The organism is Glycomyces sp. NPDC048151, assembly GCF_043202775.1.
Classification (GTDB): domain Bacteria; phylum Actinomycetota; class Actinomycetes; order Mycobacteriales; family Micromonosporaceae; genus Glycomyces.
This window is the reverse complement of sequence record NZ_JBIDBB010000002.1, coordinates 20,382-44,813: the sequence shown is the minus strand read 5'-3', so window position 1 is coordinate 44,813 and position 24,432 is coordinate 20,382. Positions and strand designations below refer to the sequence as shown.

21 protein-coding genes are annotated in these 24,432 nt (G+C 69.9%); 8 read left to right on the top strand and 13 right to left on the bottom strand.

Translation table 11 applies throughout. The annotated features are described in order from the left end of the window. Positions 1-91: 91 nt before the first annotated feature. Both ACGGCP_RS03620 and ACGGCP_RS03615 read left to right on the top strand, forming a co-directional pair. Entirely contained in the window at positions 92-1,075 is a 984-nt protein-coding gene (locus tag ACGGCP_RS03620; RefSeq protein WP_392960535.1) for an ATP-binding cassette domain-containing protein, read from the top strand. Beyond that, positions 1,072-1,875 carry an ABC transporter permease gene (locus tag ACGGCP_RS03615; protein ID WP_392960533.1) on the top strand — a complete coding sequence of 268 codons (804 nt, stop codon included), beginning with the start codon at positions 1,072-1,074 and terminating at the stop codon, positions 1,873-1,875. Before ACGGCP_RS03620 ends, ACGGCP_RS03615 begins: the two co-directional genes overlap by 4 nt. A 41-nt stretch (positions 1,876-1,916) precedes the next feature. Here ACGGCP_RS03615 and ACGGCP_RS03610 read toward each other — a convergent pair whose 3' ends face one another. The 3 genes from ACGGCP_RS03610 to ACGGCP_RS03600 form a co-directional block, all read right to left on the bottom strand. After that, complete coding sequence (locus ACGGCP_RS03610; RefSeq protein ID WP_392960531.1) at positions 1,917-2,561, bottom strand: class I SAM-dependent methyltransferase; 645 nt, start codon at positions 2,559-2,561, stop codon at positions 1,917-1,919. An 81-nt stretch (positions 2,562-2,642) separates the two neighbouring features. Continuing rightward, positions 2,643-3,269, bottom strand: a complete 627-nt coding sequence (locus tag ACGGCP_RS03605; RefSeq protein WP_392960529.1) for an NAD(P)-dependent oxidoreductase — start codon at positions 3,267-3,269, stop codon at positions 2,643-2,645. Between the two features lie 63 nt (positions 3,270-3,332). Further along, positions 3,333-4,238 carry an EamA family transporter gene (locus tag ACGGCP_RS03600; RefSeq protein ID WP_392960526.1) on the bottom strand — a complete coding sequence of 302 codons (906 nt, stop codon included), beginning with the start codon at positions 4,236-4,238 and terminating at the stop codon, positions 3,333-3,335. A gap of 132 nt (positions 4,239-4,370) precedes the next feature. Between ACGGCP_RS03600 and ACGGCP_RS03595 the strand changes: the two genes are divergently transcribed. Beyond that, positions 4,371-4,892: a MarR family winged helix-turn-helix transcriptional regulator gene (locus ACGGCP_RS03595; RefSeq protein ID WP_392960524.1), complete on the top strand. Its 522-nt coding sequence runs from the start codon at positions 4,371-4,373 to the stop codon at positions 4,890-4,892. Between the two features lie 2 nt (positions 4,893-4,894). Here ACGGCP_RS03595 and ACGGCP_RS03590 read toward each other — a convergent pair whose 3' ends face one another. After that, the gene (locus ACGGCP_RS03590) at positions 4,895-5,800 is read right to left on the bottom strand and encodes an MBL fold metallo-hydrolase (RefSeq protein ID WP_392960521.1); all 906 of its coding nucleotides are present in this window, start codon (positions 5,798-5,800) and stop codon (positions 4,895-4,897) included. Between the two features lie 327 nt (positions 5,801-6,127). Here ACGGCP_RS03590 and ACGGCP_RS03585 point away from each other — a divergent pair, with 327 nt between their 5' ends. Both ACGGCP_RS03585 and ACGGCP_RS03580 read left to right on the top strand, forming a co-directional pair. Beyond that, complete coding sequence (locus ACGGCP_RS03585) at positions 6,128-7,237, top strand: substrate-binding domain-containing protein (RefSeq protein WP_392960519.1); 1,110 nt, start codon at positions 6,128-6,130, stop codon at positions 7,235-7,237. A gap of 239 nt (positions 7,238-7,476) precedes the next feature. Then, on the top strand, positions 7,477-8,565 hold the full coding sequence (locus ACGGCP_RS03580) for an LPXTG cell wall anchor domain-containing protein (protein WP_392960517.1): 1,089 nt from the start codon (positions 7,477-7,479) through the stop codon (positions 8,563-8,565). A gap of 86 nt (positions 8,566-8,651) precedes the next feature. On the opposite strand, the gene ACGGCP_RS03575 is transcribed toward ACGGCP_RS03580, so the two are convergent. The 3 genes from ACGGCP_RS03575 to glnA form a co-directional block, all read right to left on the bottom strand. Then, positions 8,652-8,960, bottom strand: coding sequence for an AzlD domain-containing protein (locus ACGGCP_RS03575; protein ID WP_392960514.1), 309 nt, complete (start codon positions 8,958-8,960; stop codon positions 8,652-8,654). After that, on the bottom strand, positions 8,957-9,652 hold the full coding sequence (locus tag ACGGCP_RS03570; protein ID WP_392960512.1) for an AzlC family ABC transporter permease: 696 nt from the start codon (positions 9,650-9,652) through the stop codon (positions 8,957-8,959). The genes ACGGCP_RS03575 and ACGGCP_RS03570 overlap by 4 nt, the downstream gene beginning before the upstream one ends. Positions 9,653-9,749: 97 nt before the next feature. After that, positions 9,750-11,174, bottom strand: a complete 1,425-nt coding sequence (glnA, locus tag ACGGCP_RS03565) for a type I glutamate--ammonia ligase (protein WP_392960510.1) — start codon at positions 11,172-11,174, stop codon at positions 9,750-9,752. A gap of 247 nt (positions 11,175-11,421) precedes the next feature. On the opposite strand from glnA, the gene ACGGCP_RS03560 reads away from it, so the two are divergent. Continuing rightward, positions 11,422-11,853 carry an RDD family protein gene (locus tag ACGGCP_RS03560; RefSeq protein WP_392960509.1) on the top strand — a complete coding sequence of 144 codons (432 nt, stop codon included), beginning with the start codon at positions 11,422-11,424 and terminating at the stop codon, positions 11,851-11,853. A 16-nt stretch (positions 11,854-11,869) separates the two neighbouring features. On the opposite strand, the gene ACGGCP_RS03555 is transcribed toward ACGGCP_RS03560, so the two are convergent. After that, a complete protein-coding gene (locus tag ACGGCP_RS03555) occupies positions 11,870-13,273 on the bottom strand; it encodes an NYN domain-containing protein (protein WP_392960506.1) in 1,404 nt (467 codons plus the stop codon). Positions 13,274-13,400: 127 nt separating this feature from the next. Between ACGGCP_RS03555 and ACGGCP_RS03550 the strand changes: the two genes are divergently transcribed. Next, positions 13,401-14,540 (top strand): glycosyltransferase family 4 protein, encoded by a 1,140-nt coding sequence (locus ACGGCP_RS03550; protein WP_392960503.1) that lies wholly within the window; start codon positions 13,401-13,403, stop codon positions 14,538-14,540. Positions 14,541-14,717: 177 nt separating this feature from the next. On the opposite strand, the gene ACGGCP_RS03545 is transcribed toward ACGGCP_RS03550, so the two are convergent. Genes ACGGCP_RS03545 through ACGGCP_RS03535 form a run of 3 tightly spaced genes read right to left on the bottom strand, consistent with a single transcriptional unit; the run spans position 14,718 to position 19,023 of the window. Continuing rightward, the gene (locus ACGGCP_RS03545; protein ID WP_208493911.1) at positions 14,718-15,389 is read right to left on the bottom strand and encodes a response regulator transcription factor; all 672 of its coding nucleotides are present in this window, start codon (positions 15,387-15,389) and stop codon (positions 14,718-14,720) included. 57 nt (positions 15,390-15,446) lie between these two features. Next, complete coding sequence (locus ACGGCP_RS03540) at positions 15,447-17,195, bottom strand: GAF domain-containing sensor histidine kinase (RefSeq protein ID WP_392960500.1); 1,749 nt, start codon at positions 17,193-17,195, stop codon at positions 15,447-15,449. Positions 17,196-17,208: 13 nt separating this feature from the next. Next, positions 17,209-19,023, bottom strand: coding sequence for an AMP-dependent synthetase/ligase (locus tag ACGGCP_RS03535; RefSeq protein WP_392960497.1), 1,815 nt, complete (start codon positions 19,021-19,023; stop codon positions 17,209-17,211). Between the two features lie 329 nt (positions 19,024-19,352). On the opposite strand from ACGGCP_RS03535, the gene ACGGCP_RS03530 reads away from it, so the two are divergent. Beyond that, a complete protein-coding gene (locus tag ACGGCP_RS03530) occupies positions 19,353-20,312 on the top strand; it encodes an ROK family glucokinase (protein ID WP_392960494.1) in 960 nt (319 codons plus the stop codon). 59 nt (positions 20,313-20,371) lie between these two features. On the opposite strand, the gene ACGGCP_RS03525 is transcribed toward ACGGCP_RS03530, so the two are convergent. Further along, positions 20,372-21,499 carry a right-handed parallel beta-helix repeat-containing protein gene (locus tag ACGGCP_RS03525; protein ID WP_392960491.1) on the bottom strand — a complete coding sequence of 376 codons (1,128 nt, stop codon included), beginning with the start codon at positions 21,497-21,499 and terminating at the stop codon, positions 20,372-20,374. 188 nt (positions 21,500-21,687) lie between these two features. Continuing rightward, positions 21,688-24,405, bottom strand: coding sequence for a cellulose binding domain-containing protein (locus tag ACGGCP_RS03520; protein WP_392960489.1), 2,718 nt, complete (start codon positions 24,403-24,405; stop codon positions 21,688-21,690). Positions 24,406-24,432: the final 27 nt, after the last annotated feature.

Genomic DNA, 24,432 nt, shown 5'->3' with positions numbered 1-24,432 from the left:
GTCAAGCACGCATCAATATGACATCATGAGCTTGGGCCCATCGCGCCCGGAAACCAGAACCCTTCCTCGACACCACTCCAAGGAGGACGAAGTGTCGCAAGACAACGCCATCGAAACCGAGGGCCTGACCAAGCACTTCGGCGACCTCGTCGCACTCGACCACGTCGACCTCGCGGCCCGGGCCGGGACCGTGCTCGGCGTCCTCGGACCCAACGGCGCGGGCAAGACCACCATGGTCCGCATGCTCGCCACGCTCTCGCAGCCCACGGCCGGGACCGCCCGCGTCGGCGGCTACGACATCGTCAAGGACGGCGCCCAGGTGCGCACGTTCATCGGCCTCACCGGCCAGTTCGCCGGCGTCGACGAACTGCTCACCGGCGAGGAGAACCTGCGGTTCATCGGCCGCCTCCTCGGCATGCCCACCCGCGACGCCAAGGCCCGCGCCCGCGAACTGCTCGCCCAGTTCAACCTCTCCGACGCCGCCGAGAAGCCCGCCAAGGCCTACTCCGGCGGCATGCGCCGCCGCCTCGACCTCGCCGCGAGCCTCGTCGGACGGCCCCGCATCCTCTTCCTCGACGAGCCCACCACGGGCCTGGACCCGCGTGCGCGCGGCGAACTCTGGGGACTCGTGCGCGGCCTCGTCGCAGACGGCACCACCGTCCTGCTCACCACGCAGTACCTCGAAGAGGCCGACCAGCTCGCCCACGAGATCGCCGTCATCGACCACGGCAAGGTCATCGCCACCGGCACGCCGACCCAGCTCAAAGCCAAGATCGGCGGCCAGAGCCTGCGCATCCAGCCCGAGGACCACGGCATGCTCGACGCCGTGCGCCTCCTCGTCACCGACCGCTTCCCCGACCTCGAACCCGTGGTCGAGGCCGGAGCGATCACCATCGGCGTCAACGACGACGGCATCATGCCCGCCCTCGCCGCCGACCTCCGCGACCGCGGCATCGCGCTCACCGAGTTCCACCTCGGACTCTCCAGCCTCGACGAGGTCTTCCTGACCCTCACCGGCCGCCGCACCGAGACCGAAGACGACGACGACGCGACCGACGAGGAGCCCGCGAAATGACCGCCGCAACCATCGAAGCCCCGGTCGTCCACCGGCCCGGCATCGGCGCCACCGTCAGCCAGACCCTCTCCATGGCCTGGCGGCAGATGGTCCGCATCAAGCACAATCCGTTCGAACTCGTCGACCTCAGCCTCAGCCCGATCATGTTCCTGCTGCTGTTCGTCTACGTCTTCGGCGGCCAGATGGCCGGATCCACCTCGGACTACCTTCAGTACGTCCTCGGCGGCCTCATCGCGCAGAACGCCATCTTCCTGACGATGTACACCGGCACCGGCATCAACGCCGACCTCCGCAAGGGCGTCTACGACCGCTTCCGCTCGCTTCCGATCGCCCGCTCCGCGCCGCTAGCCGGGAAGATCTTCGCCGACATGTTCAAGCAGGTCTGGTCCATCGTGGTCATGCTCGGCCTCGGCCTCCTCATGGGGTTCGAGCTGCGCAGCGTCGCGGGCGCGTTCCTCGCGACCCTCGTCCTCGTCGTCTTCGCGCTCGCCATCTCGTGGATCTCGGTCCTCATGGGCGTGGTCGCCGACTCCGAGGAGAAGGTCCAGATCTACGCGTTCGTCATCATCATGCCGCTGACCTTCACCTCCAGCGCCTTCGTCGACATCAACACGATGCCCGGTTTCATGCAGGCCTGGGCCAAGGTCAACCCGGTCACGCACCTCGCGGACGCGATGCGCGGACTGCTCTCCTTCGGGCCGATCACCGAGCCGCTGATGTGGACGTTCGTCTGGGCCGTCGCGATCTTCGCCGTCACGGCCCCGCTCGCCATGCGCGCCTACAAACGCAAGATGGTCTGACCAGGAAGGGCCGCAACCGAACGGTTGCGGCCCTTCGCCGTTCAGGACTCCTCGTCCCCGCGCTTGTGCAGTATCAGGTGGCCCGCTTCGAAGCCGCGCTTGCTGTGCGGCGACGCCGACTCGATGAGCCGCGCCTTCTCCTGGAACCCGCACTCCCGCAGGACGCCCGCGAGCCGGTTCGTCGAGAGCCGCCACGCCGGTGCGACCGTGTGGTCGAACTGCCAGCCCAGCCTGGAGTCGTCGGTGTGCGCGAAGAACCCCAGCATCAGGACGCCTCCGGGCGCGAGCACCCGGTTGAACTCACTGAAGACCTCGGGCAGCCGCTCCGGCGGCGTGTGGATGATCGACCACCGCGCGAGCACGCCGCCCAACGACGCGTCGGCGAGGTCGAGGCCCGTCATCGTCCCTTCCTCGAACGCCACCCCGGGATACTCGCGGCGCGCGATCGCCAGCAGCTCGGGGGAGAGGTCGATGCCGACCGCGTCGAGACCGAGGCCGCGCAGATGCGCCGTCACATGCCCGGGGCCGCAGCCGATGTCGGCGACCAGAGGCGGATCGACGGCCCGCACGAGGCCCGCGAACACCTCCAGCATCGCCAGGTCGAAGAGGTTCTCGCCCCAGGTCTCGCGCACGAGGTCGTGGTACTCCTCGGCCCGCTTGTCGTACCCGTTTCGGGTGGTGCTCAAGAACTCCGGCTCACTCACAGCCCCAGAGGCTACCCGCCCCGAACGCCCGCAGTCCGGGGGACCGGGCGGCGGGGCCGTGCTCTAGTCGGCGACGGTGAAGCGTGCGCGGCGGTGGTTCGGGTGTTCGAGTTCGTCGACTACCGCGACGGCGAGGTCTTCGACCGAGATCCGCGAGATGCCCTCGGCGTCGACCAGTAGGTCATCTGTTCCCTTGCGGTACTTGCCTGTTCGCTCGCCGGGCTCGAGGATCGCCGGCGGGCTGAGGTACGTCCAGTCGGCGGTCGGCTCGGCGATGCAGCGGTAGTGCTGGGACGCGCTGGCCTCGGCCGCCGTGCGCCATTCCTCGCCGATGTAGCGCGGGTCGTCGATAACGAGCTTGCCGCTGTCGGGGACCTTGAGCGTGGCTGCGCCGCCGACGACGAGGAGGCGCACGCCGGTCTCGGCGACACCCTTCAGCAGGGCGTCGGTGGCAGCGACCTGCTCGTGCTCGCTGGGGGCGCGGACCGCGCCGACGGCCGCGTCGAAGCCCTTGGTCAGCTCGGTTACCCGGACCGGATCGGCGGCGTCGCCGATCGACACCGTGACGCCTTGGGGGAGTTCGCGGTTCGGGCTGCGGACCACGGCGGTGACCTCGTGGCCGCGTGACAGCGCCTCGAGGGTGGTGCGGCGGCCGACGCTTCCGGCGGCTCCGAAGACGATGATGCGCATGGCGATCCTTTAGTAGTAGAACGGTGGCGGCCCGCCGCGGGGCGCGGCGGGCCACCGGTCCGGTCAGACGCGGGCGAGGGTCTTGGGCTCGTCGAGTTGCGGCGCGGCGGGCTTGGGGCGGGCCTGGAGCTGGGCGGTGACCGTCGCAGCGAGGGCCACTGCGAAACCGGCGGTCTGCCAGGGCGTGAAGGTCTCGCCGAGGGCGATCCAGCCCACGGTCGCCGCCGTCAGCGGGGAGAGCAGCCCGAGGAAGCTCAACGGCACCACCGAGAGCCGTCCGATGCCGCGGAACCAGAGCCAGTAGCCGAGCGCGGTGTTCACGAGGCCGAGGTAGAGGTAGCCGAGCACGTTCGTGCCGGTGAACGCCGGGAGGGCGCCTTCAGCCGCGAAGGCCAGGGGGATGAGCAGCAGGCCGCCCGCGGTGAGCTGCCAGCCGGCGAGGGCTGCCGGGCCCGCCTCCTTCGGGATGCCCCAGCGTTTGGTGAGGACGACCGCGACGGCCATCGAGACCGCGCCGCCGATGCCCGCGAGCGCCCCGAGGAGGTCGAGTTCCGCTTCGGCGGTGAGGACGACCATCGCCACGCCCGCGACGCCTGTGATGCCCAGCAGCCACGTGCGGACGCGGACCTTCTGGTGGAGGATCAGCATCGTCGCCGCGGCCGTGACGAGGGGGCCGACGGCCGCGGCCACCGCCGCGACGCCGCCGGGGAGGCGGTAGGTCGCGATGAAGAGCAGCGCGAAGAACGCGGCGATGTTGAGCGTGCCGATGACGGCGGACTTCCACCACCACGAGCCCCTCGGAAGCTTTCGTGACAGGAGTATGAGCAGGAGCCCGGCGGGGAGCGCCCGGAGCAGGGCGGTGAGGAAGGGCCGGTCGGCGGGGAGGAACTCGGTGGTCACCACATAGGTGGTGCCCCACATGACGGGGGCGAGGGCCGTGAGGAGGAGGTCCCTGGTGCTGCGGTTCATCGTGACTCCCTGAGGTAGCTTGATAAGAAGTAGCTTACTCTCAAGCTATTTTTAGTCAAGATGCTTGGGGTTGAGTTAGATCACCCCGAGGTAAGTCAGCGACCGGAAGGCCGGTGGGCCAGAATGACTGCCATGACCGAAGACGCCGTGGAACGCGACGCCGTTGACAGGATCGCCGAGCAGTGGCACCGCGAGCTGCCCGACCTCGAGCTGGAGTCGATGGCCCTCTACGGGCGCATCCACCGCATCTCCCAGAAGCTCGGCGCGCGCCTGCACGAGCTGCGGGCCCGGCAGGGCCTGGGACGCAACGAGTTCGACGTGCTCGCGACCATCCGCCGCTCAGGTGAGCCGTACACGCTCTCGCCCAAGGAGATCGGCGCCGCCATGATGCTCTCCTCCGGCGGGCTCACCGGACGCCTCGACAAGCTGGAGGCCGCCGGGTTCGTCGAGCGCCTGCCCGACCCCGCCGACCGGCGCGGCCTGAAGGTGCGCATGACCGCACTCGGCCGCGAGGTCATCGAGGAGGCCGTGCGCACCGGCGTCGACCTCCAGCTCGAAACCCTCGAAGTGCTCACTCCGCAGGAGCGGTCGCAGCTCAGCGACCTGCTCCGCAAGCTCCACCTCGGTTTCGAGGACCAGCCCTTCGAGGACTAGCCTCACCGCTGCGTCAGGTCGATGTGGTAATCGAAGACGTCGTACACGATCACCGGGGGAGGCGGCGTCTGCGGCCTCGACTCGGGCGCTTCCGGCGGAGGAGGCGGGGTCAGGGCCTTGCACCGGTCCAGCGCCGCACGCATCGTCTTCTCCCCGAACGGGTTGTGCGCCAACGCCTCCTCTTCGGTGAGGAACCCCGACGCCACCTCGGCGCACATCCGCGCCACCTCGGCCATGTCGCGCACCTGCGCACGCGCCCACCAGTAGTCGGCCGGGTCGCCGTGGCCCGGGACCACGATCTGCGGCTTCCAGCTCAGCAGGTACTCGACCGCCTGCGGCCACTCGTACGGGAACGCGCCGTCGTAGGACGGCGGCGCGCCGTTCTCCAAGAGGTCACCGGCGAACAGGACGCCCGCGTCGGGCACCTCGACGACCATGTCGGTGTCGCTGTGCGCCAAGCCGGCCTGGCGAAGCACCACCGTCCGGCCGCCCAGGTTCAGCCCGATCGCGCCGTTCACCCGGCAGTTCGGCGGCACCAGACTCGTCCGCGAGACGCGGCGGGCCGCCTCCTCCCGGCCCTCGCGGCGGTACGACGCGGCCCGGATCTTGCGGGCCTCGTCGCCGACGCGGAGGTAGTGCGCGCCGTCCCCGACCGCCCAGATCGCGGACTCGCCGAACGCGGCCGTCCCGAACCAGTGGTCGAAGTGGTCGTGCGTGTACGCGATCTGCCACGGCAGGTCGGTCTTCTCGCGGATCGCGGTGGCCAGCTCGAACCCCGCCTCGGCGTCGACGCCGGTGTCGATCACCAGGCAGCAGTCGTCGCCGATGACGAGACCCACGGTCTGGTCCAGTTCCTCCAGGCGCCGCACCCACACGCGAGGGGCGACTTCGATCCACCGATCACTCATGGGCGCAATGGTATGCGGTCGCCGCCCGAACATATCGACGGTGATCAGAGTGATTCGTGGGGAGCGAGTCCCGTCGCTTTGCGGAGGGGCCGCTGGAAACCGTGTTTCCGGCAGGTTCTACGTTCGTTGGGCAAGTCCGCCGAATCATCGGGCGCAGTCCTTGAACGCAGCGGGAAGATAAGGCGCGATGCTCCTTTGAATCCCGTTTCGTCACTCCCTCCAGGACACGTTTCGATCACAGAATGACCCGTTTTGGCGAGCTTTCCACTCGTGTAAGTTTCGAGGGTGAAATGAACCCCCTCACCTGTACGAAGGAGTACCGCCCTCATGCACCTCAGTCGTCGCGGCCTGCTGCTCGGAACGGCAGGCGTCGCAGCCGGAGCCCTCACCGCCTGCGGCGCGGGCGAGGACGCGAAGCCGCTCACCGGCTACACGGGCATCGCCATGCCCACCACGACCTCCGACCGGTGGGTGCTGGAGGGCGCCGACCTCGAGAAGCGGCTCCAGGACCTCGGCTACAAGACCATCCTCGAGTACGGCGACGACGACATCCCCGCCCAGATCCAGCAGATCCAGTCGATGATCGACAAGGGCGTGGAGTTCCTCATCGTCGGCGCGATCGGCAACACCTCGCTCGGCGAAGTCCTCAGCAAGGCCAAGGACAAGGGCGTCACGATCATCGCCTACGACCGGCTGATCCTCGACACCCCCGACGTCGACTACTACGCCTCGTTCGACAACCACCAGGTCGGCGTGCTCCAGGCCGAGCACATCATCACGAAGCTCGGCCTCACCCACGAGTCCACCGAGACGTTCAACATCGAGCTGTTCTCGGGCTCCCTGGACGACAACAACTCCCAGTACTTCTTCCAGGGCGCCCTCGACACCTTCGAGCCGTACATCTACGGCGGCCAGATCCTCATCCCCTCCAACCAGACCGAGCAGGAGCAGACCGCCACCCAGCAGTGGGACCGCACGATCGCGCGGACCCGCATGGCCGAGCTCCTCGACGCGCACTACAAGGACGAGCGCCTCCACGCCGTGCTCTCGCCCTACGACGGCATCAGCCGCGGCATCGTCGAGGCCCTGGTCGCCGCCGACATCGAGCCCGGCTCCGACGACTTCCCGGTCATCACCGGCCAGGACGCCGAGCTGCGGTCCCTCAAGGCCATCAAGGAGGGCACCGGCCAGTCCGAGACGGTCTTCAAGGACACTCGCCAGCTCGCCGAGGTCGCGGTGAACATGGTCAAGTCCATCGTCGAGGGCTCCACCCCCGAGGTGAACGACCAGGGCACCTACGACAACGGCTTCAAGTTCATCCCCTCCTACCTCCTCGAGCCGGTCGACGTGACCGCCGAGAACTACAAGGAGATCGTCGTCGACTCCGAGTACACCACCGAGGAGGACATCGACAGCGCCCCCGCCGACGAGGGCTGAGCCGCCTGAGCGGACGAGAACGGCGACGGCCGGGCGCGAGCCCGGCCGTTTCACTGTGTGCACTTGGTTCTCGTTGCGCCACTTCCGGTCGCAACCGCCCCGTTATGCGATCGTTATGCGACCTCTCCTCGAGTCCCGGCGTGTCTCATTTGGTAAGTTGCCGAAGCCGGACGAGCGCTCACACCCTCGGCCGCGCGGCTCCGAATCCCCCCAAAGCAATTGCCATCCTTAGGAGAACCATGAACCGTACCCTCAAGCGGGTGCTGGGACTGAGCGGCAGCGTCGTCCTCGGCCTCGCAGGAGCGGTCACCTTCGCGTCCGCCGCCCAAGCCCACCACCCCACCGTCTCCGGTTTCGCCTCGTGCGCCGAAGACGGCGGCTGGATCGTCACCTGGATGGTCGAGGACTGGGAAGGCACCCAGGACGCGGTCGGCACGATCACCGCCGTCGAGGGCGACCTCGATGAAGGCGGCGACATCGTCGTCGGCGCCGTGCTCCCCGAGTACGGCTCCGACCAGGTCCTGGTCGCCGAGCAGTCCTTCACCGCCGAAGAGACCGCGGAAGTCACCCTTTCGGTCTCCGCCGAGTGGGACAACGGCGCCAAGGGCACCACCGAGAGCCTGCCAGTCGGCCCGCCGGTCGACGGCTGCGAAGGCGAAGAGGGCCCCGTGCCCGGCTGGGGCGGCGACGTCGACTGCGTCGGCATCGCTGTCTGGGCCTGGAACGAGAACTCCGAGGACCTGGCCGAGTTCACCTTCGTGTCGAGCTCTGGCGAAGAGGTCTCCGGCACCCCCGGTACCGATGAGGACCTCTACGAGCACTTCCTCCTCCCTGAGGGCGCCGACGAGCTGAGCGTCGACATCTACGTCAACGACGAGCTGGTCGACACCATCGAATGGGTCGACAACGAGCTGTGCTCCTACGTCGCGGTCGAGGCCGACTGCGAGGGCCTGATCTTCACGCTGACCGTGCCCGCCGACGGCGAGACCACGATCTTCGACCTGTGGACCAGCCTCTCGGAAGAGGGCGAGACCATCGAGCTGAACCCGGGCGAGACCGAGTCCCGCACCTTCAAGGCCGTGGCCGACGAGGAACTCTGGGTCGACTACTACATCGAGACCCCGAAGGACGCCACCAGCGGCGGCGTCCAGTGGATCCCCTGCGACGAGGAGTCCCCCTCGCCCAGCGGCACCCCGTCCGCTCAGCCGCAGCTGCCCACCACCGGTAGCTCGATGACGATCATGATCGGCTCGGCCGCCGCGCTCATCGTGGCCGCCGCCGCGATCTTCCTGATCATGCGCCGCCGCCGCGCCGCGCAGGACTGGTAGACCCCGTCCCGTCGAGGGAACAGGGCTTCTAGCCGAGTAAGACGAAGGGCCGCACCGGCAACGGTGCGGCCCTTTGGCATTGCCCGTCAGGCGATCCCGGCGAGGCGCAGCAGCGCCGTGGTTCCTGCGGCGGCGATGACGACGACGAGGATCGGCGCGCGTCGCCACGCGAGCAGCCCGCCGACGAGGACGCCCGCGGGGAGCGCCCAGCCCGCGAAGCCGCCGTCCGCGAACAGGGCGCCGGTGATGACGAGGGCCGCGAGGACGACGATCGCGCCGCGTTTCATCAGCGTCTCGGTCCGTTCGGACACATCGATGCGGCTGCGCATGAGCGGCCCGGCGAGGCGGACCAGGAAGACGCCGACGGCGAGGGCGAGTACTGCGGTCATGGTCATGCCGCGTCCTCCTTCGGCTTGCGGCGCGGCCAGGTCGCCACGAGCCCGAGCAGGGCCAGCAGGACCGGGACGCCGGTGGGCAGGAACGGCGCGGTCGCGGCGGCGATCCCCGCGCCGACCAGGGCCGCGAGGAGCGTGTCGCGGTCCTTCAACGCGGGCATGACCAGGGCGAGCAGGAGCGCCGGGAAGGCGGCGTCGAGGCCGAACACGTCGGGGTCGGGGATGAAGCCGCCCGCGAGGACGCCGACCACGGTCCCGACGTTCCACGCCACGAACATGACCGACGTGGTGATCCAGTAGGCGGCCTTGGCGCGCCGCCGGTCGTCCCCGGCAGCGAGCGCGAACGCGGTCGACTGGTCGATGAGCATGAACGTGCCGAGGAACCGCGTCCACCACTTGTCCCAGTAGAGGTTCCCGACCGCGAGGCCGTAGGGGACGTGCCGCAGGTGGACGAGCACCCCGGCGGCGAGACCGGCGACGATGCCGCCTCCGGCCGTGACGACGGCGAGCATCGCGAACTGGGAGGTGGCGGCGAAGGTCAGGAACGACATGGCGACCGGGATCCACCAGGGCAGCCCGGCCGAGGTGGCCAGGGCGCCGAAGGAGACGCCGACTATGCAGATGCCGATCGACATGGCGAGGGCGTCGCGCCAGACGTCGCGGTCGCGTTCGGGGAGGAAGCGGGGAGGCACCGGGCGAGTATCCCTCGCGTCCTGCGGGCCGAACAAACGTTCAAGGGGCGCGACCGGTGCGTCACACACCGGCCGCGCCCCTCGCAGCGCTAAAACCCTAGACCTCGTAGTACAGGTCGAACTCGTGCGGGGTCGGGCGGAGGCGGATCGGGTCGATCTCGTTCTCGCGCTTGTACGAGATCCACGTCTCGATCAGGTCCTCGGTGAACACGCCGCCCTCGGTGAGGAAGTCGTGGTCGGCCTCGAGGTTGTCGAGCACGCGGTCCAGCGAGCCCGGGACCTGCTGGATGTCGCCGTACTCCTCCGGGCCGAGCTCGTACAGGTCCTTGTCGACCGGCGCCGGCGGCTCGATCTTGTTCTTGATGCCGTCCAGGCCCGCCATGAGCATGGCCGAGAACGCCAGGTACGGGTTGCTCGACGGGTCCGGCACGCGGAACTCCACGCGCTTGGCCTTCGCGTTCGAACCGGTCACCGGGATGCGGGTGCAAGCGGAGCGGTTGCGCTGCGAGTAGACCAGGTTCACGGGGGCTTCGAAGCCCGGCACGAGGCGGCGGTAGGAGTTCACCGACGGGTTCGTGAACGCGAGCAGGCTCGGGGCGTGGCGCAGCAGGCCGCCGATGTAGTGGCGGGCGGTGTCCGACAGCCCGGCGTAGCCGGTCTCGTCGTAGAACAGCGGCTCGCCGTTCGCCCACAGCGACTGGTGGGTGTGCATGCCCGAGCCGTTGTCGCCGAACAGCGGCTTCGGCATGAACGTGACCGTCTTGCCCGCCTGGGTCGCGGTGTTCTTGATGATGTACTTGAACTTCTGCACGTCGTCGCCCGAGTGGAGCAGCGTGTCGAAGCGGTAGTTGATCTCGGACTGGCCCGCGGTGCCGACCTCGTGGTGGGCGCGCTCGATGGTCAGGCCGCCCTCGATGAGGTTGGTGACCATGCGGTCGCGCAGGTCCGCGAAGTGGTCGACCGGGCCGACCGGGAAGTAGCCGCCCTTGTGGCGCGGCTTGTAGCCCAGGTTGCCGCCCTCTTCCACCGCGCCGGTGTTCCAGGCGCCCTCGACCGAGTCGATGTGGAAGTAGGCCTCGTGGGCGTTCTGGTCGAAGCGGATCGAGTCGAAGATGTAGAACTCGGCCTCGGCCCCGAAGTACGCGGTGTCGGCGATGCCGGAACCGGCCAGGTACTGCTCGGCCTTCTTGGCGACGTTGCGGGGGTCGCGGCTGTAGGCCTCGCGGGTGAAGGGGTCGTGCACGAAGAAGTTCAGGGCGAGCGTCTTCTGCTCGCGGAAGGGGTCGACGAACGCGGTCGCCACGTCGGGCAGGAGCAGCATGTCCGACTCGTGGATCTCTTGGAAGCCGCGGATCGAGGAGCCGTCGAACGCGAGGCCTTCCTCGAGGAGGTCGTCGTCGAAGGACGCGGCCGGGATGTTGAAGTGCTGCATGACGCCGGGCAGGTCGCAGAAGCGGACGTCGATGAACTTCACGTCGTTGTCGCGGACGAAGCCGAGGAGCTCTTCAGGGCTGGAGAACACGAAGGTATTCCTCTCGGTAGGTGAGTGCCGGAGGGCCTGCGGGCAGTCCCCCCGTTCAAGTCAGGCCGACCTCGCTGTCGACGCCTAAGCTTATTAGGCGAAACGCTAACCGCGATCAATTGCCCCACCGTAAATCAAATGTTTCGTGCGTGTTACTTGCGTTGTTCAAGCCTGTTCCACATTGACCGAAACCACTGCTCACGGCGGTGCACAAGGCGCGATTCGGGCCGACCCGTAGACTCGCGCCATGACGAGCGAACGCGGTGCGAACACCCCCCAAACCACCGGCTCCGGCCAGGACCTGGCCACTCTCGGCGCGCGCTTCGTCGCGCTGTTCATCGACTGGATCGCCTGCACGGTCCTCGCGATCGGCCTGAGCTGGGCCGACCTCGTGACCGCCGACCCCTTCGGCCAGGCGCTCGTGCGCGCGGTCCTCTTCGCCGCCTACTGCACGGCCTTCCTCGCCTTCGGTACCCAGACGCTCGGCATGTGGCTCATGCGCATCGCCTGCGTCTCGGCCGACCACGGCGGCCGCATCGGCCTGTGGCGGTCCGCAGTGCGCGCGGTCCTGCTCTCGATCGTGCTCCCGGCCCTGACCGCGCTGGCACACCCGTACCACCGGGGCCTGCACGACCTGGCCGCCGGATCGGTGATGCTGAAGGTCCCGCCGAGGGCCTAGGACCGCCCGCGCCGCCTCAGGTCCGCTGCAGCCAGCGGACGAGCAGCGGCGACGGCACCGGGTAGGCGCCTTCGCGCCGCGCCCGCGTCGCGACCTCCTGGTCCGACGACACGACGATCACGGGCCTGCCCTCCGGTTCGACCCGGGCGAGTTCGACCACGACGTCGTCGGCGATCTGCCCCTTGGCGCTGAACAGGACCCGCACGCCGCGGGCGCTCGGCTTGGCCCCGAAGATCGCGTCGGCCCCGTCGAAGACCACGGTGATCTCGGCGTTCGTCTGCGCCGCGACCGCGCCGAGGCCGTGCACGAGCCGGTTGCGCTGCTGCTCGAGCGTCAGCGTCTCGCCCCAGGCCGAGATCGTGACGTTGTAGCCGTCGACGATCAGGTGCGGGTTCGGCAGCGACAGGAGGTGGTCGAGGCGCTGCGGGTCGGTCTGCTCCAGCCCCCGCGAGCCCTCGGCGGTGCGCTCCTCCGGTTCCGCGCAGAGCTCGTCGGCGATGTAGTCGGCGGGCCGCTCCACGACCGGTTCGAGCCCGAGTTCGCGGCGCAGCCCGGTGGCCGTGCCCGAGAGGGTCTCCAAGAGCAGCCACAGCCGCGCCGACATGAGCCGTTCCTGCTCGCGGTCGGCCTTGCGGACGCGTTCGAGCTGCGTCTTCAGCGACTCCGCCTCGGCTTCGAGGCGGCGGCGCTCCGAGCGCCGCTCGGTCTCCAGGTGCTTGAGGCGGCCGCGTTCGGCGGCGAGGTCCCCGGCGGCCTTCGCGGCCCGGTCCTCGGCGTCCTTCGTCTCGCGGCGGATCCGCCGCAGCTCCTCCTGCAGGGCCGCGGCCGCTGACCGCTGCTCGGCGAGCGCCGCGCGGAGCTTCCCGTTCTCCTTCTCCAACGCCGCCAACCGCTTCGCGTCGCCCTCCGCGGCCGGGGCCTCCTGGACCTCGGGCGGTTCGGCCACGGCCTGCGCGGCGGTGGCGATGAGCTCGCGCCAGCCCTCGGGCCGGATCAGGTAGGCGAGCGCGGCGACTTCGGCCGGGTCGGCCATCGGCGAGACCTCGTCGCCGGTGGCGACGGCCGCGATCAGCGACGAATCGGTCGCCGTGAGCACTTCGGCGAGGCCCTCGCGGAAGGCGCTGTCAGAGGCGAGCGCGACGACGAGCTCGGCCTTCGCGAGCTTCGCCCGCTTGACCGGGCTGAACTTCAGGAAGCGGCGCAGCCGCGCCGGGACCTTCCCCGGGCCGAGCCCCGGCATCGCCACCGCGGCGATCTCGACGGCCCTGCGCCGCACCGGCTCGGTGAGGAACACCGCCGGGCCGTCGCCCTCCGGCGTCCCGGCCCCGGATTCGGCGGGGTCCTCTTCGGACGCCCCGTCCGCGGCCTTGGAGGCCGTCGGTTCAGGGGCTTCGTCGCCGCTTTCCTGGCCGCTCAACATAGGCACCAGTGTGCCACCGCCGTCACAGGCCGGGACTGCCGACCGCAGGTCTTCACCGCCCGGTCATCGCGGATCGCCGCGCACGCCCAGGGACGCGTGTCAGACTGGCGTGATCATGAAGGGGGTCATGGTGAGCAGGACGTTGCTGGTGACGAACGACTTCCCGCCACGCCGGGGCGGCATTCAGACCTTTGTGCACGGCATGGCTTTGCGGCTGCCCTCCGACGACCTGGTCGTCTACACCTCGACGTCGCCCGGGTGGGCCGAGTTCGACGCCGCGCAGCCCTTCACCGTCGTGCGCGACCGCAGCGCGATGCTCGTCCCGACGCCCCGGGTCGCCCGCGCCGTCACCGCCGTCGCCCGCGAGCACCGCTGCGACCGCGTCTGGTTCGGGGCCGCCGCCCCGCTCGGCCTGCTCGCCGCGGGCCTCAAGCACGACACCGGGATCGAGCGGGCCATCGCGCTCACCCACGGCCACGAGGTCGGGTGGGCGATGATGCCCGGCACGCGGGGCGCGCTGCGCCGCATCGCCGGATCGCTCGACGTCATGACCTACCTGGGGGACTACACGCACCGGCGGATCGCGCCGGTCGCCGGGCACCTGACCCGGCTGGAGCAGTTGACGTTCGGCATCGACACCGAGACGTTCCACCCGGGCGTCGACGGCACCACCGTGCGGGCGCGCCACGGCCTCGAAGGCCTCCCGGTGATCGTGTGCGTCTCGCGGCTCGTGCCGCGCAAAGGCCAGGACATGCTCATCGCGGCTCTGCCGCATGTGCGCGAGCAGGTCGGCCAGGACGTGCGGCTTCTCATCGTCGGCCAGGGCCCGTACGAGTCGCGGCTGCGCGCGCTCGCGCGGATGCACGGCGTGGAGCGGGAGGTCGTGTTCACCGGCGGCGTTCCCGAGCACGAGCTGGCGGCGCACTTCGCCGCCGGGGACGTGTTCGCGATGCCGTGCCGGACCCGCCGCCGCGGCCTCGACGTGGAGGGGCTCGGCGCGGTGTTCCTGGAGGCGGCTGCGTGCGGCCTGCCGGTGATCGCGGGGGACTCGGGCGGGGCGCCGGACACGGTGCTGCACGACCAGTCCGGGTGGGTGGTCGACGGCCGCGACCTCGGCGAGATCACGTTCCGGCTCGCGCAGGTCCTCGCCGACCCTTCGCTGGCGCGGAAGCTCGGCGAGGCCAGCCGCGAATGGGCCCTGAGCGAATGGACCTGGGACCGCCAGGCCGAGCGCCTCGAGGGCATGCTCTACGGCGAGACGGTCTAGCGGGGACGCGAAAGCGGGCGGCTCGCGTGAGCCGCCCGAGGGGCGTCCGGGGCGCGGCGGCGGCCGGTCGGCCGCTGCGCGGCGGGCGTAGGGGATGCCCCGTACCCGCCCGCTGTCCGCCTCCGACCAACCGAAAAGGACCACGTTCCCACAAGGGTCCGACAGCGGCCGCTTCGTTCAGAACTTCGGCTGGTCCGGGGCTTCCAGGAGGCCGAGCTTCAGGGCGGTCATGAGGGCCTGGGCGCGGTTGCCCGCGCCGAGCTTCTCGTAGAGCTTCGAGATGTGCGTCTTCGCGGTCGACTCCGATACGTACAGCTGCTTCGCGATCCCGGCGACCGACAGGCCGTCGGCGAGGAGCTTGAGTACCTGCGACTCGCGCGGGGACAGCTGCGGGCCGGTCGGAGTGAGACGCCGCTGCATGGCCTCGGCCAGGTCCGCGGCGCTGAACGCCGTCGGGTTCGCCGCGGCGTGCCGCGCCGCCGAGACCACGTCGTTCGCCGGGGCCGATTTCGGCACGAACGCCGAGGCGCCCGCGTCCAGGGCGCCGAACAGCTGGTCGTCGCCCGCGTACATCGTCAGCACCACGATCCCCATGTTCGGGTGCGCCTTGCGGAGCTTGCGGGTCGCGTCCAGGCCCGAGCCGTCGGGCAGGCGCAGGTCCATGATCACCACCGACGGCATGAGGGAGGCGGCCTGCCGCAGCGCGTCAGCGGCCGTGTCGGCCTCGCCGACCACCTCGAACTCGGGGTCGCGGTCGAAGGCATGCCGGAGACCCTTGCGGATCAGGTCGTGGTCGTCGACGATGAGCACGGTCGTCTGACCGGTCGTCTCCTGCGCCTCAGCGTTCATCTCGTCTCTCTCCTCATCGGCTGCCGCGGCCACTCAGGGCGCAGCTTGCAAGCCTGTTCAATTGTCGTCGCGGTCGGGCCGTCGGGGCGGCTGTCCAGTTCTCGAAGCGGGGTCGGCGGCCGCCCACGCCGCGGAGCCCGGGCGCGGGGTCTCGGCCCGGGGCGTCGGCCGTGCTCCCGCGTTGAGCACCACCGCCACCGTCGTCCCGTGCGGCTGGTGCGGCCGGATCTCCAGAGATCCGCGGATCCGCTCCGCCCGCTCGCTCATGATCGCCAGCCCGTAGCGCCCCTCCGAGGCCTCCCCGGAGAGGCCCTGGCCGTCATCGGTCACCTCGATGCGCGTGTAAGGCGGGTCCACCTCGCACGTCACCCACAGATTCTCGGCCCGGGCGTGCTTGCGGGCGTTGGTGATCGCCTCTTGCGCGATCCGCAGCAGCTCCGCTTCGGTACTCGCGGGCAGCCTCGCCCCGCCCTCGTCGAGCGACAAGTGCACTCTGAGGCCGGCGGAAGCGCCCACAGTACGAGCATAGTCCGCGATCGCGGAGGCGAGCCCGCCCTGACGGTCGACGTTCGACCGCAGTTCGAACAGGGAGAACCGCAGCTCGGTCACGAGCCGCGTCACCTCGGAGCGGAGGTCCTCCAGCTCGCCTTTGGCCTCCCCGGCCTCGGGCGGCAGGATCGCCATGGCGTTGTCGATGCCGTAGCCGAGCATCGCCAGCTCCTGGGCGATGCCGTCGTGGATCTCGCGGGCGAGGCGCTGCCGCTCCTCTGTGGTCGCCATGGACCGCACGTCCTCGAACAGGAGCGCGGTCTCCAGGCGCAGGGCCGCGCCCTTGGTGCGGTCCTCGGCGGCGGTGATGGCCTCGGGGCCGAACGCGGCCGGGTCGTCGGACTCGATGGCGACGAGGCCGACCGTGCGGCCTTCGGCGACGAGCGGGATGACCAGGGACGCGACGGGTCCTTGGGTGGAGCGCGAGAGCGGCACCTGCCCGGCCTGGGGCTTCTGCCCGGCCCAGGCGTCGGCGAGGAGCGAGTTGAGCTGCGGCGACGTCTCCCAGTCGACGCGTTGGTCGGCGTGCTGGGCGAGCACGACGAGCCGCCTGCCGGAGGCCGCGGAGAGCACGGCGGCGCGGGCCACTCCCGGTATGCGCGAAGCGGTGTCGACGATCTCGGTGGCGATCCCGCCCGGGTCCAGTGTGGACCCTGGCAGTTGGCGGGCGACGACGCGCAGCTGCGTGAGCAGGGCCGCGGCCTCGGCGTACGGCAGCTGCGAGTGGTGCAGGTCGGAGGAGCGGGAGCGGCGCAGCCACCAGGCGCCGACGGCCGAGGCGAGCCCGAAGGCGAGCGCCACGGCCACCGTCGTCACGTACGTGCCGCGGTCGTAGGGGGAGACGCGCGGGGTCAGGGCGACGAGCCCGATCGCGGCGACGGCGACGAGGACGGGCGGGACCCAGGTGCGGACCCGCCGGTACCGGTCGTCGTCGCCGGTCTGGTCGGCGGCGTCGAACGCGGCCGTGGCGAACGGCGCGATCAGGTACGGCAGCATCCAGGCCGGGAGGCCGTCCGTGGCGAGGGTGCCGAGGACGACGACGGCGACCTCGGCGAGCTGCCCGGCCGGGGCCAGGAGCCGGTGCCGGGGGAGGACGACGCCGGGGAGCGCCGCGAGCGCGAGGATGCCGCACCAGGTCGCGGCGTCGGCGAGCCCCTGGGAAGCCCATCCGAAGACCGCGACCAGCGCGAACAGCACGCCTCGCAGCGCGACGGCGGGCAGTCGCCACTGGCGCTCCAGCACCGCCTCATCGCCCATGCGGGCACCTCGCTTACTCGTTTCGTCGCGCCTTCGCCGTGTCGTAGAGCGCGTTGATCTCGCTTGAGTATTTTTCCATGACTACGTGACGTTTGACCTTGACTGACGGGGTGATTTCCCCGGCGTCCTCGCTGAGTTCGACCGGCATGACCCGGAACTGCTTGATCTGCTCGGCGCGGGAGACGGTCTGGTTGGCCTCGTCGACCTTCGCCTGGAGCTCGGCGAGCAGCTCGGGGTCCTCGGTGAGGTCGCTGATCGGCGTCTTCGGGTCTTTGCCGTGCCTGGTCAGCCAGTCCTTGATCATCTCGCCGTCGATGGAGATGAGGCAGCCGATGTAGGGGCGGCCCTCGCCGACGACCATGGCGTACGCGATGAGCGGGTGGGCGTCGAGGATCTTCTCGAGCGGGCCGGGGGCGACGTTCTTGCCGCCGGCGGTGACGATGATGTCCTTCTTGCGGCCGGTGATGGTGACGTACCCGTCGTCGTCGATCTCGGCGATGTCGCCGGTGGAGAACCAGCCGTCGGCGTCGAGGACTTCGGCGGTGGCGGCGTCGTTGTTCCAGTACCCGGGGAAGACCTGCGGGCCCTTGGCCTGGAGTTCGCCGTCGTCGGCGACGCGCAGGGCGGTGCCGGGGGTGGGGCGGCCGATGGAGCCGACCTTGATGGCGGTCTGGAGGTTGAGCGAGAGGACCGGGGAGGTCTCGGTGAGGCCGTAGCCCTCGTAGATGGTGACGCCGATGCCGCGGAAGAAGTGGCCGAGCTCGGGGCCGAGCGCCGCGCCGCCGGAGACGGCGGAGTCGCACTCGCCGCCGATGGCGGCCCGGATCTTGCCGTAGACGAGCACGTCCCACAGCTTGTGGCGGAGCTTGAGGCCGAGGCCGGGCCCGCCGGGCTTGTCGAGTGCGCGGCTGTACTCCTTGGCGGTGGCGGTGGCCTTCTCGAACAGGTGGCCCTTGCCGCCGTCGACGGCCTTCTGGTACGCCCCGGCGTAGACCTTCTCGAACACGCGGGGGATCGCGAGGAGGGTGGTCGGCTTGACCACGGGCATGACCGCGGTGAGCTTGGTGCGGTCGGCGTGCGCGATGGTGGTGCGCGATTCCATGCCCGCGAGCTGGAGGATGCGGGCGAGGACGTGGGCGAGGGAGAGGAACAGCAGCATGCGGGCGCCGTCGTAGAGGACGCCGGGTACTTCGGGGATGATGTTGCGGATGTCGGCCAGGAGGTTCCGGTGGGTGAGCATGCAGCCCTTGGGGCGGCCGGTGGTCCCGGAGGTGTAGACGATGGTGGCCAGGTCCTCGGCCTTGCGGGAGGTGCGGCGCTCCTCGATGTCCACGTCGGCGTCGGCGCCCAGGGCGTCGAGGGCGTCGATGGCGCCCTGCTCGGCGTCGATGGTCCACACGTGCTTGACCTGCGTGCCGAGGCCTTCGACCATCGCGGTCATCTCGGTGTCCTCGACGATGACGGCGACCGCTCCGGAGTCTTCGAGGATGAACTTGGCCTGGTCGGCGGAGGAGGTCTCGTAGATGGTGACGGTGACGCCGCCGGCGGCCCAGATCGCGTAGTCGAGGAGGGTCCACTCGTATCGGGTGGCCGACATGATCGCGACCCGGTCGCCGGGCTGGATACCGGCCGCTGCCAGGCCCTTCGCTGCGGAAATCACTTGGGCGCGGAATTCGACTGACGTGACGTCGCGCCAGGTGGCGCCGTCGTCGAAGGTGCGCATGAAGAGGACCGAGGCGGGGTGGTTCTCGGCCGCGTCCCACAGCGCGGTGAGGGTGTTGTCGTCGTCGGGCACAGTCACCACGGGGGGGACGGCGAACTCGCGCATGGAAATGCTCCGTTCAAGACGCCATGTTCACGGCTTTGTAAAGTGGCTCACAGATCATGTTACCGGTGGGTCAACTTCCGACGGAAGAGGGACTGTGAGGCAGACCATGATGCTAAGGGCAGCTTAGCGGAGCAGGGGTGCGACCGGCGAACGACGGCTGCGGACAGTCACCCAAGCGGCCCGATCCGCTTGCAGCCGGTGATACCTTCGCCGAGTGGGACGGAACGGCCGATTTCATCTCCAGGTCATCGCGCTGTAAAGTCCTCGGTGGCCCGCAGCGTCGCGCGGCATCCCACGCCTCAAACCGTGAACCGCTGGAGGGTACAGCAGTGAGTCTGACTATCGGAGTCGACATCGGGGGCACCAAAGTCGGCGGCGGCCTCGTCGACGAGAACGGCAACGTCCTCGCCACGACCCGGCGCCCCACCCCGGCGGACGACACCTCCGGCGTCATCCAGGCAGTCAAGGAGGTCGTCGAGGAGCTGCGCGAAGGCCACGAGGTCGAGGCCGTCGGCATCGGCGCGGCAGGCTGGATCTCCTCCGACCGCTCCACGGTGATGCTCGCCCCCAACCTCTCCTGGAAGGACGAGCCGCTGCGCGACAAGGTCGCCGCGGCCATCGACCTCCCCGTCGTCGTCGAGAACGACGCCAACGTCGCCATCTGGGGCGAGCACCGCTTCGGCGCGGCCAAGGCCCACCGCTCCTCCGTGCTCTACACGATCGGCACCGGCGTCGGCGGCGGCATCGTCGTCAAGGACAACCTGCTGCGCGGCACCCACGGCGTCGCCGCCGAGATCGGCCATATCCGCTCCGTCATGCCCGACGGCCGCAAGTGCGGCTGCGGCCGCAACGGCTGCCTCGAGCAGTACGCCTCCGGCCGGGCCCTCACCCGCGCCGCCCAGGATGGCGCCGCCGAGCACCCCGAGAAGGCCGCGGTCCTCCTCAAGCTCGCGGGCGGCGACCCCGAGTCGATCACCGGCCGCCAGGTCACCGAGGCCGCCCGCCAGGGCGACGAGGTCGCCTTGGGCGCCTTCGACTTCATCGGCTTCTACCTCGGCAACTCCGCCGCGGACATGGTCAACCTCATCGACCCCGGCGTCATCCTCATCGCGGGCGGCGTCGTGGACGCGGGCGACCTCCTCCTCGACCCGATCCGCAAGCACTACAAGGAGGCGCTCGCCTCCCGCGCGCAGATCCCGGTCGCCGAGGTCCGCGCCGCCGAGCTCGGCTCCAAGGCCGGCGTGATCGGCGCGGCCGACCTCGCCCGCCACCGCGAGATCGTCCCCTAAGGACTGAAGACGCGAGCAGGGCCGGAGCTTCCGCTCCGGCCCTGCTGCGTCTACCGCTGTCAGCACACGTTCATCGACGCGTTGCCCGAGATCGTCCAGTTGGTGTTCTCACCGCAGGGCGACTCCCGGACCGACGTGTTGTTCACCGTCATGATCATCCAGATGTCCTTGTTGTTGGGGAACTCCGTGCGGGCCGCGAGGCGCACCTCGCCGCCGCCGTTGACCGTCCCGCCCCTGATCGACACGTTGTAGCAGTTCTCGATCAGGATCGAGTTGTTCCCGTTGCTCGCCAGGTCGACGTTCTTGATGACCACGCCGCCGGACTGCGAGACGCAGAAGATGCCGCGCCCGCCGCCTCGGGAGATCACGTTGTCCACCCAGATGTTCGTCGCGTAGCCGCCGCTCGCGGTCTTCCCGTTGGTGTTCGCCATCCGGAAGGTCGCGTAGCCGGTGCCGGTGGCGACGTTGTTGCCGTCCACGGTGCCGACCCAGCCGTTGCGCGAGTTCTGGATCAGCAGGCCCGACTCGCCGACGTTCCGCGCCGTCACCTTCGTGATGTTGAACCCGTCGATGTTCCAGGTCTCCACGGCGTGACTGCCTGCGCCCGACACGTAGATGTCGTTCATCGTGACGTTGTAGTTCCAGGCGGCGTCGCGGTCGAACCGGATGCCCAGGCCGCCGCTGAGGGTCAGGTCGATGTCGCCGAGCTTGAGGCCGTTGGTGCCGGAGAATCGCAGCCCGAAGTACGGGTTGCCGCTCATCTTCAGGAACGCGATGTTGACGTTCGTGGTGTTGATCGCCTCGATCGCGCCGCGGCCGGACCGGTTGGCGACGTTGATGGTGCCGCAGCCCTCGAAGGTCTTGCCGCTCTGGATGGTGATGGTGCTGGCGCCGATGGAGCCCGAGGCCATGACGGCGACGCGCTGGCCGCTGGAGATGGTGTCGACGCCCGCTTGGACGGCGGCGCGGTAGTCGCTGCCGGAGTAGACGGTGGTCGATCCCTCCTTGGTGACGTAGGCGCCGCTCGAGCCGGTGACGGTGGCGTGCGGGGAGTTCGCGCCGCACGCGGCCTGCGCCACGGCCGCGCCGTCCAGTGCCGGGAGTGCGACGGCGCTGGCGGCGCCCGCGATGAGTGCCGCGGCGGTCGCGACGAGCGTGCGGAGTCTTCGCTTCGGTGCGAGGGACATTGGTGCTCCTGTGCATGGTTCCGATGAAACGATTCAATTGAGACATCGATATGAATCGATCTAACGGGATCATAGCGGGCGCGGCGAGATTTGGAAAGCGCTACCCCGGACAAATCGCATTATCCAAGCACTGCAACCGAATCCCCCGAAACGGGGCAGGAAGCCGAGCTTCCCGCCCCGTCATCGCATCAGCGCAGGGTGCACGTCGGCGTCAGGCGAGCCGGGGTGCTGCCCGGCATCGTCGCCGTGTACCCCACCGTGGCCGAAGCGCCGCTCGCCAGCGACCCGTTCCAGCTCTCGTTGGTCACCGTCACGACCGCGCCCGACTGCGACCACCGGCCGCCCCACAGGCTGCCGACCTGCTCGCCGCCCGGGAACGTCCACGTCAGCGTCCACCCGGTCTTCGCCGAGCCCGAGTCGTTCTTCACGACCACGCTGCCCTGGTACCCGCCGGGCCACGCGTTCGTCGACGACCACGTCGCCGTGCACCCGCCCGAGGGCCCGCCGGTCGTCGGCTGCTCGCTCGGCGTCTGGCTCGACGTGGGCGTGGCCGACCCGGTCGGGGTCGCGCTCGCCGTACCCGTCGGGCCCGGTTCGTAGTCGCTGGACTCGCCCACGATGACGCCGCGCCCGTTCGTGGCGATGTAGACGCGGCCGAACACGTTCGGGTCGCCGGTGATCGCCGCGCCGGTGAAGCCCCATTGATGCTCGTCGTCATTGATCCGCACCCACGTCGCGCCCTGGTCGACCGAACGCCAGATGCCGCGCTCGCCCGAACGCGAGGCGCTGGCGTAGATCGCGGGGTAGGCCTGTCCGGGAGCCGCCGCGCCGAAGCCGACGGTGTCGGCCTCGTCGAATCCGGCGACCTGCGTCCAGGTGGCCCCGCCGTCGGTGGAGCGCCACATGCCGTACGTGCCGTCGTCCGCTCCGCCGGCGAGCCACACGTGCCCGGCCTTGCCCGGGACGGCGCCGAAGCGCACGTTGCCGGTCGCGGGGAATCCCGTGAACGAGGCGGCCGTGAAGGAGGCGCCGCCGTCCGTGCTGGTGTAGAACTTCCCTGCCGAGAAGCCGTACACGCGGTTGGCGTCAGCGCGGTCGGACTCGACGCGCGCCCCGGTCGGCAGCCCGGTCACGGCCGTCCACGTGGAACCGTACGTAGTGGACCGCTGCGGTGCGAGACCGTCCGGGGCCCAGACGATCGCGCCCGCGTTCGCGGTGACGGCGACGGTGCCGCCGCCGGTCGCGCCGCTCGGGAGCTGCCCGGCCCACCACGATCCGCCGCTGTTGGAGGAGATCCCCATGTTGACGGTGCCGTCGAGCTCGCCGACCCGGACCACGACGCTCGCGTTGAGCTCGGCGAAGTCGACCGAGCGGGCGGTGGTCATCCTCGGCGCGTCGTAGAACGCGTCGGGCACGGCGTCGAGGTCGGTGTGCGCGAACCCGCCGACGTCCCCGAGGGCGCTGTACAGCTCGGGCCCGGTGGGCGGCGCGGCGAGGTCCTGCACCGAGGTCTCCTCCAGGCCGTGGACCATCGGCGTCACGTCGAACGTCTGGTTCGCGTCCCAGTTCGTGAGGTTCTCCGAGCCGTAGATGGTCGCGCCGGTGCCCCACATGACCCGGTCGGAGTCGTGCGGGTCGATGGCCATCGAGTCGATCATCCAGCCGTACTTGGGGCTCTTCTCGCCCTGCGCTGGGTTGGTGACGCCCCAGTCGAGCCAGCCCACCGACGAGTGGTCGATGGCGAACCGGTCGACGCGGTTGGGCCAGCCGTCGAACGTCCACGACTGGGTCCAGGTCGCGCCGGAGTCGGTGGAGCGGAACGTGGTCTCGTCGGGCCACCAGGCGTTGACGCTGGTGACCATGAGCGTGCCCGGGTCCTGCGCGTCCAGGGTCAAGCCGCCGAAGCCGAAGCCCTCGTAGGACGCGCCGTTCGGGCCCGGGTGGATCTCGGTCCACGTCCCGGTCGCGATCGCGTACCGCCACACCGATCCGCCGCGGGCGCCTTCGGTGGCCGGGTTGCCGTTGTAGGGGCCGGGGTCCCACGACGTGATGATGTACATGTAGCCGTTCACGGCGTCGATCGCCGCCTGCTTGGGAATGTTGTCGTGGCCGTCGACGGAGCCGATCTGGGAGGCTCCGGCGAGCGGCGCCCAGGTCGCGCCGTCATCGGTCGAGACGTAGACGGGGTTGTCCGGATCGGCAACGCCCACATAGACGTTGTCGCCGTAGAACTCGGTCCAGACCACGCCGACGTTGTCGCCGAGGTAGGAGTCGCCGGGCGTGACGACGAAGTTTCCGGGGTTGGGGAAGCTCGCGACCTCGGCCCAGGTGCGGCCGTAGTCGATGGACTTCCAGAGCCCGTTGCCGCTCGGGGTCCCCAGGTACAGCGTGGAGTTGTCGTTCGGGTCGATCGCGAGGCGCTCGCCCATGCCGCGTCCTGGCATGTTGCCGCCCTGCTTGAACGGCAGTTCGGCGACGCCCCAGGTCTCGCCGTAGTCGTCGGAGTAGAGGACCGCGCCGTTGTTCGGGTCCCAGTCGTTGGTGTAGGTCCCGACGGCGGCGTACACCCGCTCGGGGTCGACGGGGTCGGTCGCGACGGAGACGACGCCGGTGTAGCCCCACTCGTCCCAGCCGACCCAGTCGAGCAGCGGCTTCCAGGTCTCGCTGGACTGCTGCCAGCGGTAGAGGCCGCCGATGTCGGTGCGGGCGTAGATGAGATCGGCCTGGGTCTCGTTGAAGACGATGCCGGGGACGAAGCCGCCGCCGGCGACCTGGGCGTTGCTCCAGGTGTAGGTCTCGGCCTGGGCCTCGACCTCTTGGGAGTGGGCGGTCACGGTGGCGACGGCCGCGGTCGCCAATGTAACCGCTCCCACCGTGAGGAGGCCTATGGCTCTCGTTCGTTTCATGGGACTCGTTTCCTCCTGTGCCGGAAC

Excerpts from the sequence above, each read along its gene's own strand:
- ACGGCP_RS03615 (WP_392960533.1), top strand. The coding sequence starts at position 1,072 with ATGACCGCCGCAACCATCGAAGCCCCGGTCGTCCACCGGCCCGGCATC.
- ACGGCP_RS03605 (WP_392960529.1), bottom strand. The coding sequence starts at position 3,269 with ATGCGCATCATCGTCTTCGGAGCCGCCGGAAGCGTCGGCCGCCGCACC.
- ACGGCP_RS03600 (WP_392960526.1), bottom strand. The coding sequence starts at position 4,238 with ATGAACCGCAGCACCAGGGACCTCCTCCTCACGGCCCTCGCCCCCGTC.
- ACGGCP_RS03595 (WP_392960524.1), top strand. The coding sequence starts at position 4,371 with ATGACCGAAGACGCCGTGGAACGCGACGCCGTTGACAGGATCGCCGAG.
- ACGGCP_RS03590 (WP_392960521.1), bottom strand. The coding sequence starts at position 5,800 with ATGAGTGATCGGTGGATCGAAGTCGCCCCTCGCGTGTGGGTGCGGCGC.
- ACGGCP_RS03585 (WP_392960519.1), top strand. The coding sequence starts at position 6,128 with ATGCACCTCAGTCGTCGCGGCCTGCTGCTCGGAACGGCAGGCGTCGCA.
- ACGGCP_RS03580 (WP_392960517.1), top strand. The coding sequence starts at position 7,477 with ATGAACCGTACCCTCAAGCGGGTGCTGGGACTGAGCGGCAGCGTCGTC.
- ACGGCP_RS03575 (WP_392960514.1), bottom strand. The coding sequence starts at position 8,960 with ATGACCATGACCGCAGTACTCGCCCTCGCCGTCGGCGTCTTCCTGGTC.
- ACGGCP_RS03560 (WP_392960509.1), top strand. The coding sequence starts at position 11,422 with ATGACGAGCGAACGCGGTGCGAACACCCCCCAAACCACCGGCTCCGGC.
- ACGGCP_RS03555 (WP_392960506.1), bottom strand. The coding sequence starts at position 13,273 with ATGTTGAGCGGCCAGGAAAGCGGCGACGAAGCCCCTGAACCGACGGCC.
- ACGGCP_RS03550 (WP_392960503.1), top strand. The coding sequence starts at position 13,401 with ATGGTGAGCAGGACGTTGCTGGTGACGAACGACTTCCCGCCACGCCGG.
- ACGGCP_RS03545 (WP_208493911.1), bottom strand. The coding sequence starts at position 15,389 with ATGAACGCTGAGGCGCAGGAGACGACCGGTCAGACGACCGTGCTCATC.
- ACGGCP_RS03540 (WP_392960500.1), bottom strand. The coding sequence starts at position 17,195 with ATGGGCGATGAGGCGGTGCTGGAGCGCCAGTGGCGACTGCCCGCCGTC.
- ACGGCP_RS03535 (WP_392960497.1), bottom strand. The coding sequence starts at position 19,023 with ATGCGCGAGTTCGCCGTCCCCCCCGTGGTGACTGTGCCCGACGACGAC.
- ACGGCP_RS03525 (WP_392960491.1), bottom strand. The coding sequence starts at position 21,499 with ATGTCCCTCGCACCGAAGCGAAGACTCCGCACGCTCGTCGCGACCGCC.
- ACGGCP_RS03520 (WP_392960489.1), bottom strand. The coding sequence starts at position 24,405 with ATGAAACGAACGAGAGCCATAGGCCTCCTCACGGTGGGAGCGGTTACA.